The organism is Microcoleus sp. N9_A2, from assembly GCF_036701775.1.
Lineage (GTDB): Bacteria > Cyanobacteriota > Cyanobacteriia > Cyanobacteriales > Microcoleaceae > Microcoleus.
In genome coordinates this window covers 118,756-133,009 of sequence record NZ_JAUBRH010000001.1, presented here as the reverse complement: position 1 = coordinate 133,009, position 14,254 = coordinate 118,756, and the positions used below count along the sequence as shown (strand labels likewise).

Below are 14,254 nucleotides of genomic sequence, written 5' to 3'. Positions count from 1 at the left end.
GTTTCTAAGTTAAGATTTATCGGTTTGATGCACGATTTTTATAAGAAACCGGGTTTTTTTAGTCAGTCCTATTTAAGTCAAAAATGGACGTGCCAAGAAAAAGCTAGAAATAGATTTTGCATCAATGGGCTCCCCAGCTAAGATAGCTTTGTCTAATTCTTCCGGGGTGAATAAAACTGTTTCAATGTCTTCATCCTCGTCTTGTGCGGGCGGCTTTTCCAGTTTTTCCAAATCTTGGGCTAAGAAAGCATAAATGATTTCGTCGGAATAACCGGGGGCGAGAAAAAATTGCCCTAAGTTCCGCCATTTTCCGGCGCGATATCCGGTTTCTTCTTCGATTTCGCGTTTGATAGTTTCGGCGGGGCTTTCATTGATTTCTACCGTACCAGCGGGAAATTCTAAAATTCGCCCTTTTGTGGCAAAGCGATATTGGCGTACCAAGACAAGTTTACCTTCGGGGGTGACGGGAACTGCAAGTGCTCCGCCGGGGTGGCGAATACATTCCCACTCGCCTTCGGAACCGTTGGGAAGGCGGAGGGTAGCTACGTCAAAGTTAAATTTGCGCCCTTGGTAAAATAGGCGCTGTTTGAGGAGTTGGGGTAGTTCTTGACCGATCGACATAAGTGACAAGCGAATAATGTTAGAGTGCACCGATTTAAGACATGATATGCGATCTCATAGGATTTTAGATTTTAGATTTTAGATTTTAGATGGGGAATGACTGATAACTATCACTGTTTGCAGCTTAGGAATGAGAATTAAATAACTTCCACAAGTTTGTGGGATGGGCGTCCCGCCCGTCCTTTTTGGACAGGCGGGACGCCCATCCCACAATAACAATTAAAATTGTAAGTTATTTAATTCGCGATCCTTACCTAGGGTTGCATTTTTTGTGAATTTTGCTCAATTTTTACAGTTGCAATTTTTGCACTCCGGAACAGTCTGCGGTTTGCAGCAGTTGGAAGATCGCACTTTTCGTCACCGGATGCACCCAATCCGGGGCAATTTCTGCTAAAGGTACTAATACAAAAGCTCTTTCGGTCATCCGGGGATGAGGCAAAGTCAGTGTCGGAGTTTCTAAGATTAAATTGTCGTACAGCAGCAAATCTAGGTCGAGTGTTCTTGGCCCCCATTTTTCTCGGCGAATTCGATTAAATTTTATTTCAATTTCTAATAAAGCTGCTAGCAATTGTTCGGGTTCTAGTGCCACTTCTAGGATGGCACAGGCGTTGATGTAATCGGGTTGGGGCGGCCCGACGGGGGCGGTTTGATACCAGGTTGAATTAGATTTTACTGCTATTCCTGGGGTGTTGTTGAGGGTTACGATCGCGCTTTTGAGTGTGGCGAGGGAGTCGCCTAAGTTGCTACCGAGGGCGATCGCACATTTTGTTGATTTCATAAGGAAGAAGGTTCGGCAACGGATTGTGTAACGGATGTAGCGGATGTCAGGAAAAAGGAAGAGGGAAGAAGGAAGAAGGAAGAAGAGTAACGCGGGGGCGGGTTGATCGATATCCTTTACTACCGACAAATATTTCGAGTAAAATCCGCCCCTAAAAGCCTAATTTTTTGTGGTAAATTGAGTCTACAGGACATTTTTTTAGGGAAATGTGGTGACACAAAATATTATTTTAATCAAATATTAACTTAGTGTTAAATTTTATTAACTATCATTGACAAGTGTTAGTATTTAGTTGAGAACATAATGAATTTGTACCTACGCTTATTGTCGGCGGTTATTCTAGCAATTATCAGTTTAACAGCAAGTATATCGATAGCTTTGGCTGAAACCAAAGAGCGCTACCTTACCTTAGATTCGGACGGCAGTCAATCTTTTGCGAGTTTAGTGCAGCAGGCGGAAGATTTAGCCGCATTGTCGATCGCCCGCGAGTTTCAAGAAAATCCGGCATTAACAGAAGTTACAATCATCATTACAGCCGATCGCCGCCGACAAAGGGTTCCAGTTTTGCGATCGAGAGTATCCCGCCGCGACTGGCAAAAAGATTCGAGAATCGAACAGTGGACTAGATATTTTGCGGATGCTCAATTGCTGCTGGGATTCAGAGATGGCAATATCTCGCCCGCAAATTCTGGGTTTTCGCAAGTGATAAATGTACCTGCGCCCAGTCGATCGACATCCCGAAAAAATGATCCGGGTTTTCGAGATGATTGAAATCGGGCATCGGGCATCGGGCATCGGGCATTGGAAATTGGTAGCACACAACAAACAACCAATAACCAATTATTAACCAAAATATAATTCCAGTTTAATTAACCTTCAGGTTAACTTCCCTTAATTTAACAGTGATAAAGTTTCATACGGAATCATCTGATTAGGGATGTTGGTTTGAAAAGGAATTTATGTCTAAAATAACTCGCCGACAACTGCTAATTTTCTTCGGCAGCAGCGCAGCTACCACTGTGCTTGCCCCTCAACTAACTCAAACACTCTTCGGCATCAATTCCACCTCGGCGGAATCTGTTATAGGGCCGCTATCTTTCACTCCGTTAAGACTTCCCCACCCGCTGCCAATTTATCAAGAATTGTCCAGCTTTATGCCGACGGGCTTAAACGGACAGGGAACCGTGATGGCGGCCTCGCAGAATACTAAATTAACCAGCTACAACATTGTTGACGATGTGGTTGTGCCGCCGGAATACGAACGTTATGTGATTCTCCGCTGGGGCGATCGAGTTTTTCCCAATCCGGCAGACTATTTCGGCTACAACAACGACTACACCGCCTTCCTACCCCTTCGTGGCAGCAGTGACGACGGCTATCTCTGGGTTAACCACGAGTATGTAGGTTTTCCGATGTCGAAAGTGACGCCGGAAGCGCCGTCTGATCTGGCACCATTTCCAGCAACCGATCGCGCCGTCCTCGGTATAGACTTATCGGTAAAGAATCGCGATACCCTCGGCGAATTCCTGTACAATCTCGGCGGTTCGATCGTTCGCATCACCAAACAAGCTAACGGACGCTTTGGGGCGATCGCCGGCGACTCCCTCAACCGACGCATTCACGGACTTTCCGGCCTCGGCATCAACAGCCAGCGTGCCGACAAATACAAAGATGTCACCTCCTGGGGCACCAGACAAGGCGATAACGAGTACCTCACGGGCACGGGCCCTGCAGCTACCCAAGTCTTCGCCCAAGTCAACAGCGACGGGCTCGGCAACCGCATCATCGGCACAGCCTACAACTGTTCCGGCGGCACAACCCCTTGGGGCACAATCCTCTCCGCCGAAGAAAACTTCCAAGGTAGCGAACTATTCTTCGTGGGAGTTCAGGAAAACATCAAACCCAACGGCGGCCAAACCAGCTACGCCAAGGGCACTACTGGTGAGGAATTCGGCTTAGTGGGCGAAAAATACGGCTGGATGGTAGAAGTCGATCCTCAAGATCCGAGTTTCCGCCCCCGCAAACACACCGCTTTAGGCCGTTTCCGCCACGAAAACGTCGCGATTCGCGCAGCAGCAGGTAGCAGATTAGTAGTGTACATGGGGGACGATCGACGCGGCGGACACACCTGGAAATTTGTCAGCAACGGTACTGTCACAAATCCCGCAGATAAAAACAACAGCCGGTTATTTGAAGACGGCGTTTTGTACGTTGCCCAATATAACCGCAACGGTACTGGAAGATGGCTGCCATTGACATTAAATTCCCAGACGAATCCGGTGCGTCCTTCTAAAGTTGGCGAGGCAGAATTAGCAACTTTTGGCAAAGCTCAAAGAGATGCAAATACTCGCTTGCCCAAACGCGCCGGAATTGCTGGGCAAACCGAGGACGGCGGTTCTTTTGTAGTAGATACAACCAATGAAGCAACAGCACTTCTTGGTTACCAAAATAAAACTCTTGCTAATTTCTACAGCAGCCAAGGTGCGGTTTTAGTTGATGCTTTCTTAGCTGCTAATTTGATGGGTGGCACTCCGACGGCGCGGCCAGAAGATTTGGAAGTTAATCCTACTACTCAGGAAGTTTTCATTGCTTATACTGACGCCGCACCCGGAAGCGACGGTTATCCAGATTCTCGCATTTTTACTGTTGCTAAATACGGTAGCGCAGTCAACAGCACTCAGCAGTCGGGAGGACTTTACAAAATAATTGAAGACAGTCCTGATGGTGCAGGTTTGACGTTCCGCTGGCAGCGTTTGGCTCAAGGTGGAGAAGCGGGTTCGGTAGCTGGGTCGGGATTTGCTAGTGCAGACAATTTGGATTTTGACCCTCAAGGTAACATTTGGGCCGTCACTGATATGTCTACTAGCACGCATAACGGTTTTGATGTGGGTGCGGCTGGAAAGCCAACGACGATCGACCACAACAAGACTGGAAATGTGTCAGATTTTACTGGAGTTTTCGGCAACAATTGGCTGTTTTATATTCCGACTTCTGGGCCGAATGCAGGAACAGTAATTCCGTTTGCTTACGGCCCGAATCGGTGCGAAATGACGGGGCCGACTTTTGTGGGAGATACGCTGTTGCTTTCGGTGCAGCATCCGGGGGAAGATTGCCCGATCGATGATGGTACTGTACTGAGTCGGCAAATTGAAATGTTGGATTTGAACGGTGCGGTTTTTAATCAGACTCGTAGTGTTGCTCGCGGCAGTTTGTGGCCGAGTAATATTGAGAATGACAGGCGTCGTTCGCCGATGCCGTCGGTGATTGGGATTCGCCGCGTGCGATCGACTCCAACGGGTCAGTTTGTTTAAATCTCACATCTTGCACCATTCTCAAGAACAGGCTTTCCGGCCTGTTCCACAAGAAAATTCCCTCTTTGTGGAACAGGCCGGAAAGCCTGTTCATAAAAAGCTTATTGAGAATGGTGCAACATCTCAGTTTAAATTTGACTTACGCATCGGGGCCCAGAAACCTGGTTTTTACGAATCTGGAGTAAGATTAAATGAACCGCGAGGCACGCGGAGGCGAAGAAAGAGAAAGAATAAGATACTATTCTTTATTCGCGCTCTACGCGTCTTCGCGGTTCATTCAAATAATTAAAAATATCCCTAGGATAATTAATATCAAATCCCTTAACAGCGGAATTTTTAAGAAAATTGTACTTGGCGATATAAATCGGCGATCGCAATTTCTAGATTCACCGATTCAAGTTGCAAGGAATCGCCCAAACCATACTCGGAGAGAACCCATTGCTCCTGTTGATTGCGCCGAAATATCTCTACTCCTGGCTGTTCGACTTGCACCAAGACATACTCTTGCAGTGTTGAAAATTGGCGGTATTTAGCAAATTTAATGCCGCGATCTGCTGCTTCTGTGGAAGGCGATAAAACTTCGATAATTAAGGAAGGAAATTGCACTAATTGCGGATCGTTATCATGCTCCTCACAAGTTACTACAACATCAGGATAAAAATACTTTTGTCCTGGTTCCACTTGGACTTTGACATCCGCGATGTAAGGTTCGCAAGGGCGATCGACAAGGGCATCATCTAGGATTCTGAAGAAATTTCCTGAAATTCGATTGTGATTGCGGGTGCCGCCACTCATGGCGACGACTTCGCCATCCCAATACTCGTAGCGTTCCTCTTGGGTGGGTTCCCAAGCCAGGTATTCTTCTGCACTCATCGATGGGCGATCGGGTAAAGCAACCATAATGCGATCGGGAATGAAGTATGTTTCTTTGACACTCCCCGACTATCAAGGTGCGGGGATTCTTAATTCAGCGACTAACCTTTAAGTGTTGCGTCATGAAAGGCAATACTCCGACTTTTCAACCGTAGAATCCTACCAATTAACGAGCCTGATTCGCAGCCACCAAGCGCGGGTCTGTCTCCAAAAGCGTACTAGAATATTTATCTAGAGTTTGGGTATGCCCTACCCTACTTAACAATCCTAAAAATAGTTTTTTTTGACTGGTTTAAGGCTTACTGAATTCAGCCTCTAGCTGTTTAAAGAGTTTTCGCTGCTCTCGGTCCCCCGGTTTATGCCTGAAAGTGTGTCTCATATCCTGTTTCACGATGGCAAAGGAATTTGACCTTGACTTTTATACTATACCCCAGATATCGGAACTTACCAGACTTTTTGAAAAAAGTTTTAAGAAATTAAAGCTGTCCTAGAAGGACAGGGTTTTAAACCCAAATTTTTGATAGCTTGAAGAAAAAGGTTGCTGCGGTTGCCCCGAGTGATGGGGACGGGTACTCTTGGGGTTTCCGTACTTAGTGTGCTTAAATATTAGTTTAATTAGCCAAAAACTAAACTACGTCTGAATTGACGAAAAAGCTGAATTTATCTCGCCATCTCAAAACCGATATCAGAGGCTTTGATTCCTCTGATTTAGATATTCCTCCAGCCTGCTGGGTCGGACGGGTTGTCAGCCCGTCAGGGACTAAATTCCTCTTTTCAGTTGACAGTTGACCAAAGCAGAGGGGATTTAAGCCCCCACCTTTAGGTGGATTGTTTTTAGGCTGGGGCTTAAATCCCCTGCCTAAAAACTTCGCACTCCGAAGTCAACTGTCAACTGTCAACTGTTAAAGCTTGCCCTGAGCGAAGTCGAAGGGTTGACCGCAAGATAGCGACCTCTACCTGGAAGGAAGAGGATTAGAGTAATGAATAGTCTTCTTTTAATTTCTCCCTACAAGGCTTGGGGCTTTAAACCAATTCTTTCTGGTAAGTCACTGTAATTGATTAAGTGCGATCGTACCAACTTTGCAGCGCCAAGCGGTGAACTTCCCGCCAGCTAATATTTTTAAGTCTGGCAATTTCCGCGCAATCTTCGTATTCTGGGTGTACATTAACAATCGTTTTTCCAGACTTCGCAACTTTTATTTGCACTTCGCCGTATTCTGTTTTAACTGTCTGGATTTCTCGGTGTAAAATCGTTCTTTGTTGAGTCGATCGCCTAATTCCCAGAGTAGTAGTTTCGCGAAAGATAACTGCTTCGCAAGCATCCTGAAAGTCGGGATGACAAATCGCAGTTAGCAAAACCCCCAGGCGCGACTTTTTCATCACAATTGGGGCAGTGAAAACATCCAGAGCTCCGGCGGCAAACAAAGCATCAAAAACATAGCCGATCGCCTGCGGACTCAAATCATCAATTTGTGTTTCCAATACCGCAATAGTTTCTATGGAATTGGTAATCGGTAATTGGGAATCGGGAATGGGGAATTGGGAATTAGTAGCCGTCTTTCTCCCACTCTCCCACTCTCCCCCTCTCCCCCTCTCCCCCTCTTCCTTATCCCCAATCCAGAGGCGCAAAATATTAGGAATTGCCAGCATTCGAGAACCTGCACCCAAACCGATCGCCTGAATTTGCATCGCTGGCGGCGGGCCGAAAGCGGAGGCGAGAGTACAGGCGATCGCTGTTCCCGTAGGAGTACACAATTCGCGATCGATGCCATTGCTATAAACCGGCACTCGGTGCGTTTCCCACAACCGCATCACCGCCGGCGTCGGCACCGCTAATCGGCCGTGTGCAGCCTTCACCGTACCCCCACCAGTCGGCATCACCGAAAAGTAAAACTCCTGAATATCCAACCAATCCAAACCCAAACAAGTACCAACAATATCAACAATTGCATCCGTCGCCCCCACCTCGTGAAAGTGAACCTCGTTTGGGGGGATACCGTGTACGGCACCTTCTGCCTCTGCTAATTTGCGAAATACGGCCAAACTCCAGGCTTCCACGCGCGGAGGCAATTTTGCAGAGACGATGATCTGCTCAATTTCTGGCAAATGGCGGTGATGAGTGTGGCTAATTTCTGCATCTTCTTCGTGACTGTGAGAATGTTCTTCCCCGTGATGATGGTGGTGGCGGGCGTCAAAAGTCGGGGATTCGGTTTCCGAGGGATCGAGTTCGGTAGCGGAATTTTCAGGTTTTAACGACAAATCCGCAGCTAAATGGACATAAAATTTAGTTGCTTGTTGAGTATTCCGGTGGACTAATTCCGTCCACAACTGGTACTCTGTCGAAATGCCGAGCAAATTGAGTTTTTCAATTAGGTAGTCTAAAGGAACGCCGGCGTGGACGAGAGCTCCGATGCACATATCGCCAGCAATGCCGGTTGGACAGTCAAAATAAGCTATTTTATTCATTGTTAACAATTAATTTTTAGCATTGATTGTTTCACTCGATATTTCGATCGCCCACTTAGCCTGCAATATCTTAACATGGCAACTATTTACGAAGTGCATCCAGTTGCACCCCAAAGAGACCGGATCGAGAAGATTACAAAAGCTCTAAAAGATGGGGCCGTGATGCTTTATCCGACAGATACAGTTTACGCGATCGGCTGCGATCTCAACTCCAAGTCTGCGGTAGAACGAGTCAGGCAGATCAAGCAACTATCCAATGATAAGCCTTTAACGTTCCTGTGTTCCTCTCTGTCAAATATCACCGACTATGCTGCAGTCAGCGATGAAGCATACAGAATTATCAAGCGGTTAATACCGGGGCCTTATACATTTCTGCTGCCCGCTACCAAGTTAGTGCCACGGTTGGTAATGAGCCCGAAGCGGAAAACCACTGGAATTCGCGTTCCCGACCAGCGGCTTTGTTTTACAATGTTGGAAGCCTTGGGAAATCCAATTATTTCAACATCCGCTCACATTACCACCGATGATGAAGGTGCAGCAACCGTGCCAGCAGGAAAAGCAGAAAGTTTTGGCAAAGCTGAACTTTTTGACTGTTTTTCTAAGTTAGTAGATGTGATTGTCGATGACGGTTCAGATCCGGGATATCAAGTTTCTACAATTCTCGATTTGACACAAAGCGAACCGATTGTTGTTCGCCGTGGTTTGGGTTCGGAAGCTGTCGCCGTTTGGGAAAAAGATTAATTTTGGAGATACAATAAAATTCACTCTTTGTGGAACAGGCATCTTGCCTGTTCTTGAGAATAGTGAAATAAGGCCCAGAACCCAGACTTGTTCAAGAAGTTGGGTTCTGATTAGATTAACTCAAAACTGCTTTAAGCCTCTACCTTAACTCCTTTCCAAAAAGCAATATACCCCGCAATATTTTTAGCAGCATCTTTCGGAGTAGGATAGTACCACGCAGCATCTTTATTAACTTGTCCGCCGACTTCGACACTGTAGTAACTAGCAACACCTTTCCAACCGCAAGTAGTGTTAGTGCTGCTGTCCTTGAAATACTCACGGTTGATGGCATCGGCGGGGAAATAATAGTTGTTGTCTACAATTTCGCACTTGTCGCTCTCGGCCAAAACGGCACCATTCCAAATTGCTTTCGGCATCAGTTTTTCTGCTTAAATTGAGATTCTCAATTATTGTAACTGTATTTGCGCTCAAAACGCATAGAATAGTTGAGAAGCCAACAACCAACTACTGCAAATGTCAGCGTCTAATCCGCCAATATCTTCTGTGCCACTGTCCCTGGAACAAGCTCTTAAACATTTTTTTGGCTATGACTCTTTCCGTCCGGGACAGCAGGAAATTGTCGAAGCTGCTTTACAAAAACGGGATATGATGATTGTCATGCCGACGGGCGGTGGCAAGTCTTTGTGTTTTCAATTACCGGCACTGTTGAAACCGGGATTGACTGTGGTTGTTTCGCCGTTAATTGCTCTGATGCAAGACCAGGTGGAAGCTTTGCAGGATAATGGAATTGGGGCGACTTTTCTCAACAGCACTTTGAGCAGTCAGGAAACCCGATCGCGCCAAACAGCGATTCTCGAAGGTAAGATTAAATTGCTCTATGTTGCACCCGAACGCTTGCTGGGTGAAAGATTTTTACCGTTTTTAGATATAGTAGCAAATAAGTTAGGAATTTCGGCATTTGCGATCGACGAAGCCCACTGCGTTTCGGAATGGGGGCACGACTTTCGACCAGAATACAGGCAAATGGAACGGGTGCGCGATCGATATCCCGACATTCCCATTATGGGACTAACCGCCACCGCCACCGAGCGCGTCCGCCAAGACATCATCCAGCAGCTAACTCTGCGAAATCCCTACATCCACGTCGCCAGCTTCAACCGCCCCAATTTATACTACGAAGTTCGCCCCAAAACCAAGCACAGTTTTGCCGAAGTTTTACAAATCATCCAAAAAAAAGGCGGTTCAGGAATCATCTACTGCCTCAGCCGTAAAAAAGTTGACGAAGTTGCCTACAAATTGCAGCAAAGCGGCATCCAAGCCCTACCATACCACGCCGGCATGAACGATGTCGATCGCGCCACCAATCAAACCCGCTTCATTCGCGACGACGTACAAGTAATGGTAGCAACAGTCGCCTTCGGGATGGGCATCAACAAACCCGACGTAAGGTTTGTAATTCACCACGACTTACCCAAAAATCTCGAAGGATACTATCAAGAATCAGGCCGCGCCGGCCGGGACAACGAACCATCCCATTGCACCTTGTTTTTTGGATTCGGCGATGTCAAAACCATCGAATACATCATTGAGCAAAAACCAGACGAACAAGAACAAAGAATAGCCCGCCAACAGTTACGGCGAGTAATTAACTACGCAGAATCCAGCGAGTGCCGCCGCACAGTCCAATTAAATTATTTCGGCGATTCATTTCCCGGCAACTGCGGCAATTGTGATAACTGTTGCAACAAAAAACCAGTAGAAGATTGGACAATAGAAGCAATGAAATTTCTTTCCTGCATCGCGAGATGCCAAGAGAAATTTGGCATGAATCATATTATCGACGTACTGCGAGGCTCAAAAAATCAAAAAATATTGCAATACCAGCACCAGCAGCTTTCTACTTACGGAATTGGCAAAGATAAAAGTCCAGAGGATTGGAAAAGATTGAGCCGTTCGCTGATAAATCAAGGTTTATTAGACGAAAAAACAGACGGCTTTCCCATTTTGAAACTGAATGAAAAAAGTTGGGAAATTATGAAACGTCAGCGCACAGTGGAAATCGCCATTGAACCGCAGCGGGAAGTACAGGGAAAAGTTCGTTCCTTGGCAGTAGAAGTCGAAGGTTTATTTGCCATACTGCGGACGCTACGCAAGCAAATTGCCGACGAACAATTTGTGCCACCTTACGTAGTTTTTGCCGATAAAAGCTTGCGAGACATGGCAGAAAAACGCCCGCAAAATCTCACTGAATTCGAGGAAGTTTACGGCGTTGGTAGCAACAAGCGAAATAAGTACGGTAAGGTTTTCTTGGAGGCAATACGCACTTTTTGCCAAGAACAAGGATTGCCAAGTGGTGCTGCATCTTCTGATGCCGCTAATCTTCCCAATCTTTCCAACGTTGCGTCTTATTCGCAGATGCAAACCTGGGAATTATACCGACAAGGTTTGACAGTTCAAGGAATAGCCAATGCGCGGGGGATGAGTCCTAATACTATTTCTGGGCATCTGATAGAATTGATGGAAATGGGCAGGGAAGTTGATATAAATTTGTTGGTGGAATCGGAACGCCAGCAGGCGATAGTGTACGCAATTGAAGTTATGGGGGATGAAAAACTGAGAGCCATTTATGAGTTTTTGGAAGAACGTTATACGTTTGAGGAGATTAAGTTTGTGCGGGCTTGGTGGCGGCAAAATTATGTCGGTTTTTAACCGCCGATGTAGGCAGAGGAACGCTGATGGACGCAGATAATTAATAGATAGGAGGGGAAAATGAGAATTAAAAAAGTAGCTTTTTGGGATAATTTACGAGAGTGGCGTTTTGAACCGATCTATTTTTCCAACTTGGCTTTATTAGTTGGTGTCTCTGGTGTCGGCAAAACACAAATTTTAAAAGGAATTTTGAATTTACAGCGAATAGCTAATGGTGCTTCGTTAAACGGTTTAGCATGGGACGTTACATTCTCGACAGTAAACAATGTAGAATATCGCTGGCAAGGCGAATTTGAAACGCAAAAAGTCCCTGCTATCATTCCTACTGAGGAAGACGAAATTAATAAATTTAGAATAGTTCGAGAACATCTATCCAGAGAGGGAAATGTAATTATAGAAAGAAGCAATAATGAAATTAAATTCAAAGGCGAGACAACGCCCAAATTATCGCCGTTTCAAAGTGCCGTTGAAATTTTAAATCAAGAAGAAGATATTTCACCTGTCCAGCAGGCTTTTAATGAAATCATTTATAGCGACAATTCTAGCTTGTTAAATGGAATTTATGGTATACCTGTAAGGGTACTATCGATAATTTCCAATAATAATTTTGCTTTGAAAAATGTTCAAGCAAGTGATATGCCAATTCTTCTTAAACTGGCTTTAATAGCTCGCCCTTGTCCCGATATTTTCGATAAAATAAAAACTAAATTTATCGATGTTTTCGAGCAGGTAGAAGATATTAAACTAGAAGCATTAGAAGATAACGCAAATCCATCTTTTACCCGTTTTCCTATTCAAATCAAAGAAAAGGGTGTTAACGATTGGATTTTCCAAAACAATATTTCTTCAGGAATGTTGAAAACTCTCATTCATATTAGCGAACTGTACTTGTCGCCCGAAGGCACGGTAATCCTGATTGATGAATTTGAAAACAGCTTGGGAATTAACTGTATCGATGTTGTGACAGATTTGATTGTGGAAAATATAAATATTCAATTCATTCTCACCAGCCATCATCCTTACATAATCAATAATATTGGGATGGAACACTGGAAAATAGTCACTCGCAAAGGTGGGATCGTAACTGCCATAGATGCAAAAGATTTGAACTTGGGAAAATCAAGGCATCAAGCTTTTATGCAACTGATTAATCTTGAAGAATATAGCGAAGGAATCAAAGTTGAATGAATCTGTATTTTTTAGTTGAAGGAACACAATCGGAGAGAAAAGTTTATCCTGCTTGGTTGGCTCATCTTTTACCGGAATTGCAGCGAGTTGACAATTGCGATGATGTGACTCAAAAAAATTATTACTTGATTAGTGGCGAAGGATATCCTTCATTATACAATTTTATCCCGCCTGCGATAGAGAAAATCAACTCAAACGGAAAATACAGCTATTTTGTAGTGTGTCTGGATGCCGAGGAAAATACTGTTTCTGAACTCGAAACTGAAATTGATGAGTTTTTAAGTCAGCAAAAATTGAAATTAAACAATGCAGAACTTGTGCTGATATTTCAGAATCGATGCTTGGAAAGTTGGCTGCTAGGCAATCGCAAAATTTATTCTAAAAATCCTCAAGATAAAGCTCTATTAGATTATACTAGATATTATGATGTTTCAGTGAACTGTCCCGAAAACATGGGCTGATATCAAGAGTTTAATACTCATGCTCAGTTTCACGGAGCTTATTTGAGAGCGTTATTTGAAGCTAAAAATATTACGTATTCTAAGAAACGACCGGGAGATGTACTCAAGCCATTTTATTTGGAACAGCTATTGACCAGAATTCAAGTTCATCCAGAACAACTGACTACTTTTCGCCAGTTTATCAATTTTTGCAATATAGTTAAATCCAAATTGCCAAGTTAAGCGCAACAGTTATAGGGCTTAGGTAGAACCTCTATATGAGGGCTCCATGCACAACCCCACCGAGAGCGCTATAATTCGCCCGTCAAACTACTTAGGGTTCTCTGTGCTCCGCGTGCCACCTACACTTTAGAAGTGTACAATAAATAGTTGATTTCGTTAGCCAACCATTCGTTAAACAGATTGTGCAATATTTCTTGATACCGTTCAGGGGTTAATTCCGCCGGGAGAAACTTTTCAACCAGGAACAAGTGATATCCTAGCTCTGTTTTAATTGGACGAATCACTTCTCCGGGTTTAGTGCTAAAGACGGCGACGGCTATGTCTGGTTTTAAACCCCACCGATAAACTTTGCCTTCGCAACCGCATATATGCCGACGATTTTCGTCAATATCGTAAAGGTGAGCCGCATCAAAAAAGCTAATTTCTCCTTCTTGAATTTGATAAAATAGTTCCTGAGCAAGCTGCGGGTTGGCAACAACTATTTGATAAAGAATTATTTGATCAAATTGCAATTTGTTTTGAACGAAAATCTTTCCTACTTCTTTGCTAAACAAGTGTTCGGCTAGTTTTTGGCTGAGGAGCCGATCGCAAATTCCGGCTTCTAAGTCTTCTACAGAAATCATCTGATCTACCAGCCAAGAAATCGTATCCGCTGCTTTCTCCAAACGCTTCTCGCGGCGGAGTTGGTCGCCCACAGCTTGAATTTCGTCGGGAGTCACAGTTAACCCCCGTTCCCGGGCTGCTTTCTCAATAACTTTTTTCTGCAAAACCTTTTGACTAAATGTCTTTATTTGCTGCTCTTGTCTGAGTTGTTCGATGATTTCACTTGCTTCAATCAATGGCCCGTAAAAATCTTTCATCTTTCTCTCTCAACCTATATAACT

At 44.7% G+C, this 14,254-nt stretch carries 12 protein-coding genes; 6 read left to right on the top strand and 6 right to left on the bottom strand.

All coding sequences use genetic code 11. The features are described from left to right. Positions 1 to 72: 72 nt before the first annotated feature. Positions 73 to 621 carry an NUDIX hydrolase gene (locus QUA44_RS00600; protein ID WP_333247532.1) on the bottom strand — a complete coding sequence of 183 codons (549 nt, stop codon included), beginning with the start codon at positions 619 to 621 and terminating at the stop codon, positions 73 to 75. A 289-nt stretch (positions 622 to 910) separates the two neighbouring features. After that, positions 911 to 1,399, bottom strand: coding sequence for a 2-amino-4-hydroxy-6-hydroxymethyldihydropteridine diphosphokinase (folK, locus tag QUA44_RS00595; protein WP_333247339.1), 489 nt, complete (start codon positions 1,397 to 1,399; stop codon positions 911 to 913). Between the two features lie 303 nt (positions 1,400 to 1,702). Between folK and QUA44_RS00590 the strand changes: the two genes are divergently transcribed. Together QUA44_RS00590 and QUA44_RS00585 are read left to right on the top strand one after the other, a co-directional pair. Next, the gene (locus QUA44_RS00590; protein WP_333247341.1) at positions 1,703 to 2,170 is read left to right on the top strand and encodes a hypothetical protein; all 468 of its coding nucleotides are present in this window, start codon (positions 1,703 to 1,705) and stop codon (positions 2,168 to 2,170) included. Between the two features lie 188 nt (positions 2,171 to 2,358). Next, positions 2,359 to 4,710: a PhoX family phosphatase gene (locus tag QUA44_RS00585; RefSeq protein ID WP_333247342.1), complete on the top strand. Its 2,352-nt coding sequence runs from the start codon at positions 2,359 to 2,361 to the stop codon at positions 4,708 to 4,710. Positions 4,711 to 5,046: 336 nt separating this feature from the next. Here QUA44_RS00585 and QUA44_RS00580 read toward each other — a convergent pair whose 3' ends face one another. Together QUA44_RS00580 and larC are read right to left on the bottom strand one after the other, a co-directional pair. Continuing rightward, positions 5,047 to 5,610 (bottom strand): Uma2 family endonuclease, encoded by a 564-nt coding sequence (locus QUA44_RS00580; protein WP_333247344.1) that lies wholly within the window; start codon positions 5,608 to 5,610, stop codon positions 5,047 to 5,049. Between the two features lie 1,032 nt (positions 5,611 to 6,642). Next, complete coding sequence (gene larC, locus QUA44_RS00575; RefSeq protein ID WP_333247346.1) at positions 6,643 to 8,049, bottom strand: nickel pincer cofactor biosynthesis protein LarC; 1,407 nt, start codon at positions 8,047 to 8,049, stop codon at positions 6,643 to 6,645. A 75-nt stretch (positions 8,050 to 8,124) separates the two neighbouring features. On the opposite strand from larC, the gene QUA44_RS00570 reads away from it, so the two are divergent. Further along, a complete protein-coding gene (locus QUA44_RS00570; protein WP_333247347.1) occupies positions 8,125 to 8,790 on the top strand; it encodes an L-threonylcarbamoyladenylate synthase in 666 nt (221 codons plus the stop codon). A gap of 131 nt (positions 8,791 to 8,921) precedes the next feature. Here the strand turns inward: QUA44_RS00570 and QUA44_RS00565 are convergent, their stop codons facing one another. Further along, positions 8,922 to 9,206, bottom strand: coding sequence for a DUF427 domain-containing protein (locus tag QUA44_RS00565; RefSeq protein ID WP_333247349.1), 285 nt, complete (start codon positions 9,204 to 9,206; stop codon positions 8,922 to 8,924). Positions 9,207 to 9,303: 97 nt separating this feature from the next. Between QUA44_RS00565 and recQ the strand changes: the two genes are divergently transcribed. From recQ to QUA44_RS00550, 3 genes are read left to right on the top strand one after another with little or no spacing between them, the layout of a single operon-like run. After that, positions 9,304 to 11,499, top strand: a complete 2,196-nt coding sequence (recQ, locus tag QUA44_RS00560; RefSeq protein WP_333247350.1) for a DNA helicase RecQ — start codon at positions 9,304 to 9,306, stop codon at positions 11,497 to 11,499. Between the two features lie 60 nt (positions 11,500 to 11,559). Beyond that, positions 11,560 to 12,687, top strand: a complete 1,128-nt coding sequence (locus tag QUA44_RS00555) for an AAA family ATPase (protein ID WP_333247352.1) — start codon at positions 11,560 to 11,562, stop codon at positions 12,685 to 12,687. Continuing rightward, positions 12,684 to 13,148 (top strand): hypothetical protein, encoded by a 465-nt coding sequence (locus QUA44_RS00550; protein WP_333247354.1) that lies wholly within the window; start codon positions 12,684 to 12,686, stop codon positions 13,146 to 13,148. Before QUA44_RS00555 ends, QUA44_RS00550 begins: the two co-directional genes overlap by 4 nt. A 341-nt stretch (positions 13,149 to 13,489) precedes the next feature. Here QUA44_RS00550 and QUA44_RS00545 read toward each other — a convergent pair whose 3' ends face one another. After that, entirely contained in the window at positions 13,490 to 14,230 is a 741-nt protein-coding gene (locus QUA44_RS00545; RefSeq protein ID WP_333247356.1) for a peptidylprolyl isomerase, read from the bottom strand. Between the last annotated feature and the right edge of the window lie 24 nt (positions 14,231 to 14,254).

Coding starts and splice junctions, on each gene's coding strand:
- QUA44_RS00600 (WP_333247532.1), bottom strand. CDS start 621: ATGTCGATCGGTCAAGAACTACCCCAACTCCTCAAACAGCGCCTATTT.
- folK (WP_333247339.1), bottom strand. CDS start 1,399: ATGAAATCAACAAAATGTGCGATCGCCCTCGGTAGCAACTTAGGCGAC.
- QUA44_RS00590 (WP_333247341.1), top strand. CDS start 1,703: ATGAATTTGTACCTACGCTTATTGTCGGCGGTTATTCTAGCAATTATC.
- QUA44_RS00585 (WP_333247342.1), top strand. CDS start 2,359: ATGTCTAAAATAACTCGCCGACAACTGCTAATTTTCTTCGGCAGCAGC.
- QUA44_RS00580 (WP_333247344.1), bottom strand. CDS start 5,610: ATGGTTGCTTTACCCGATCGCCCATCGATGAGTGCAGAAGAATACCTG.
- larC (WP_333247346.1), bottom strand. CDS start 8,049: ATGAATAAAATAGCTTATTTTGACTGTCCAACCGGCATTGCTGGCGAT.
- QUA44_RS00570 (WP_333247347.1), top strand. CDS start 8,125: ATGGCAACTATTTACGAAGTGCATCCAGTTGCACCCCAAAGAGACCGG.
- QUA44_RS00565 (WP_333247349.1), bottom strand. CDS start 9,206: ATGCCGAAAGCAATTTGGAATGGTGCCGTTTTGGCCGAGAGCGACAAG.
- recQ (WP_333247350.1), top strand. CDS start 9,304: ATGTCAGCGTCTAATCCGCCAATATCTTCTGTGCCACTGTCCCTGGAA.
- QUA44_RS00555 (WP_333247352.1), top strand. CDS start 11,560: ATGAGAATTAAAAAAGTAGCTTTTTGGGATAATTTACGAGAGTGGCGT.
- QUA44_RS00550 (WP_333247354.1), top strand. CDS start 12,684: ATGAATCTGTATTTTTTAGTTGAAGGAACACAATCGGAGAGAAAAGTT.
- QUA44_RS00545 (WP_333247356.1), bottom strand. CDS start 14,230: ATGAAAGATTTTTACGGGCCATTGATTGAAGCAAGTGAAATCATCGAA.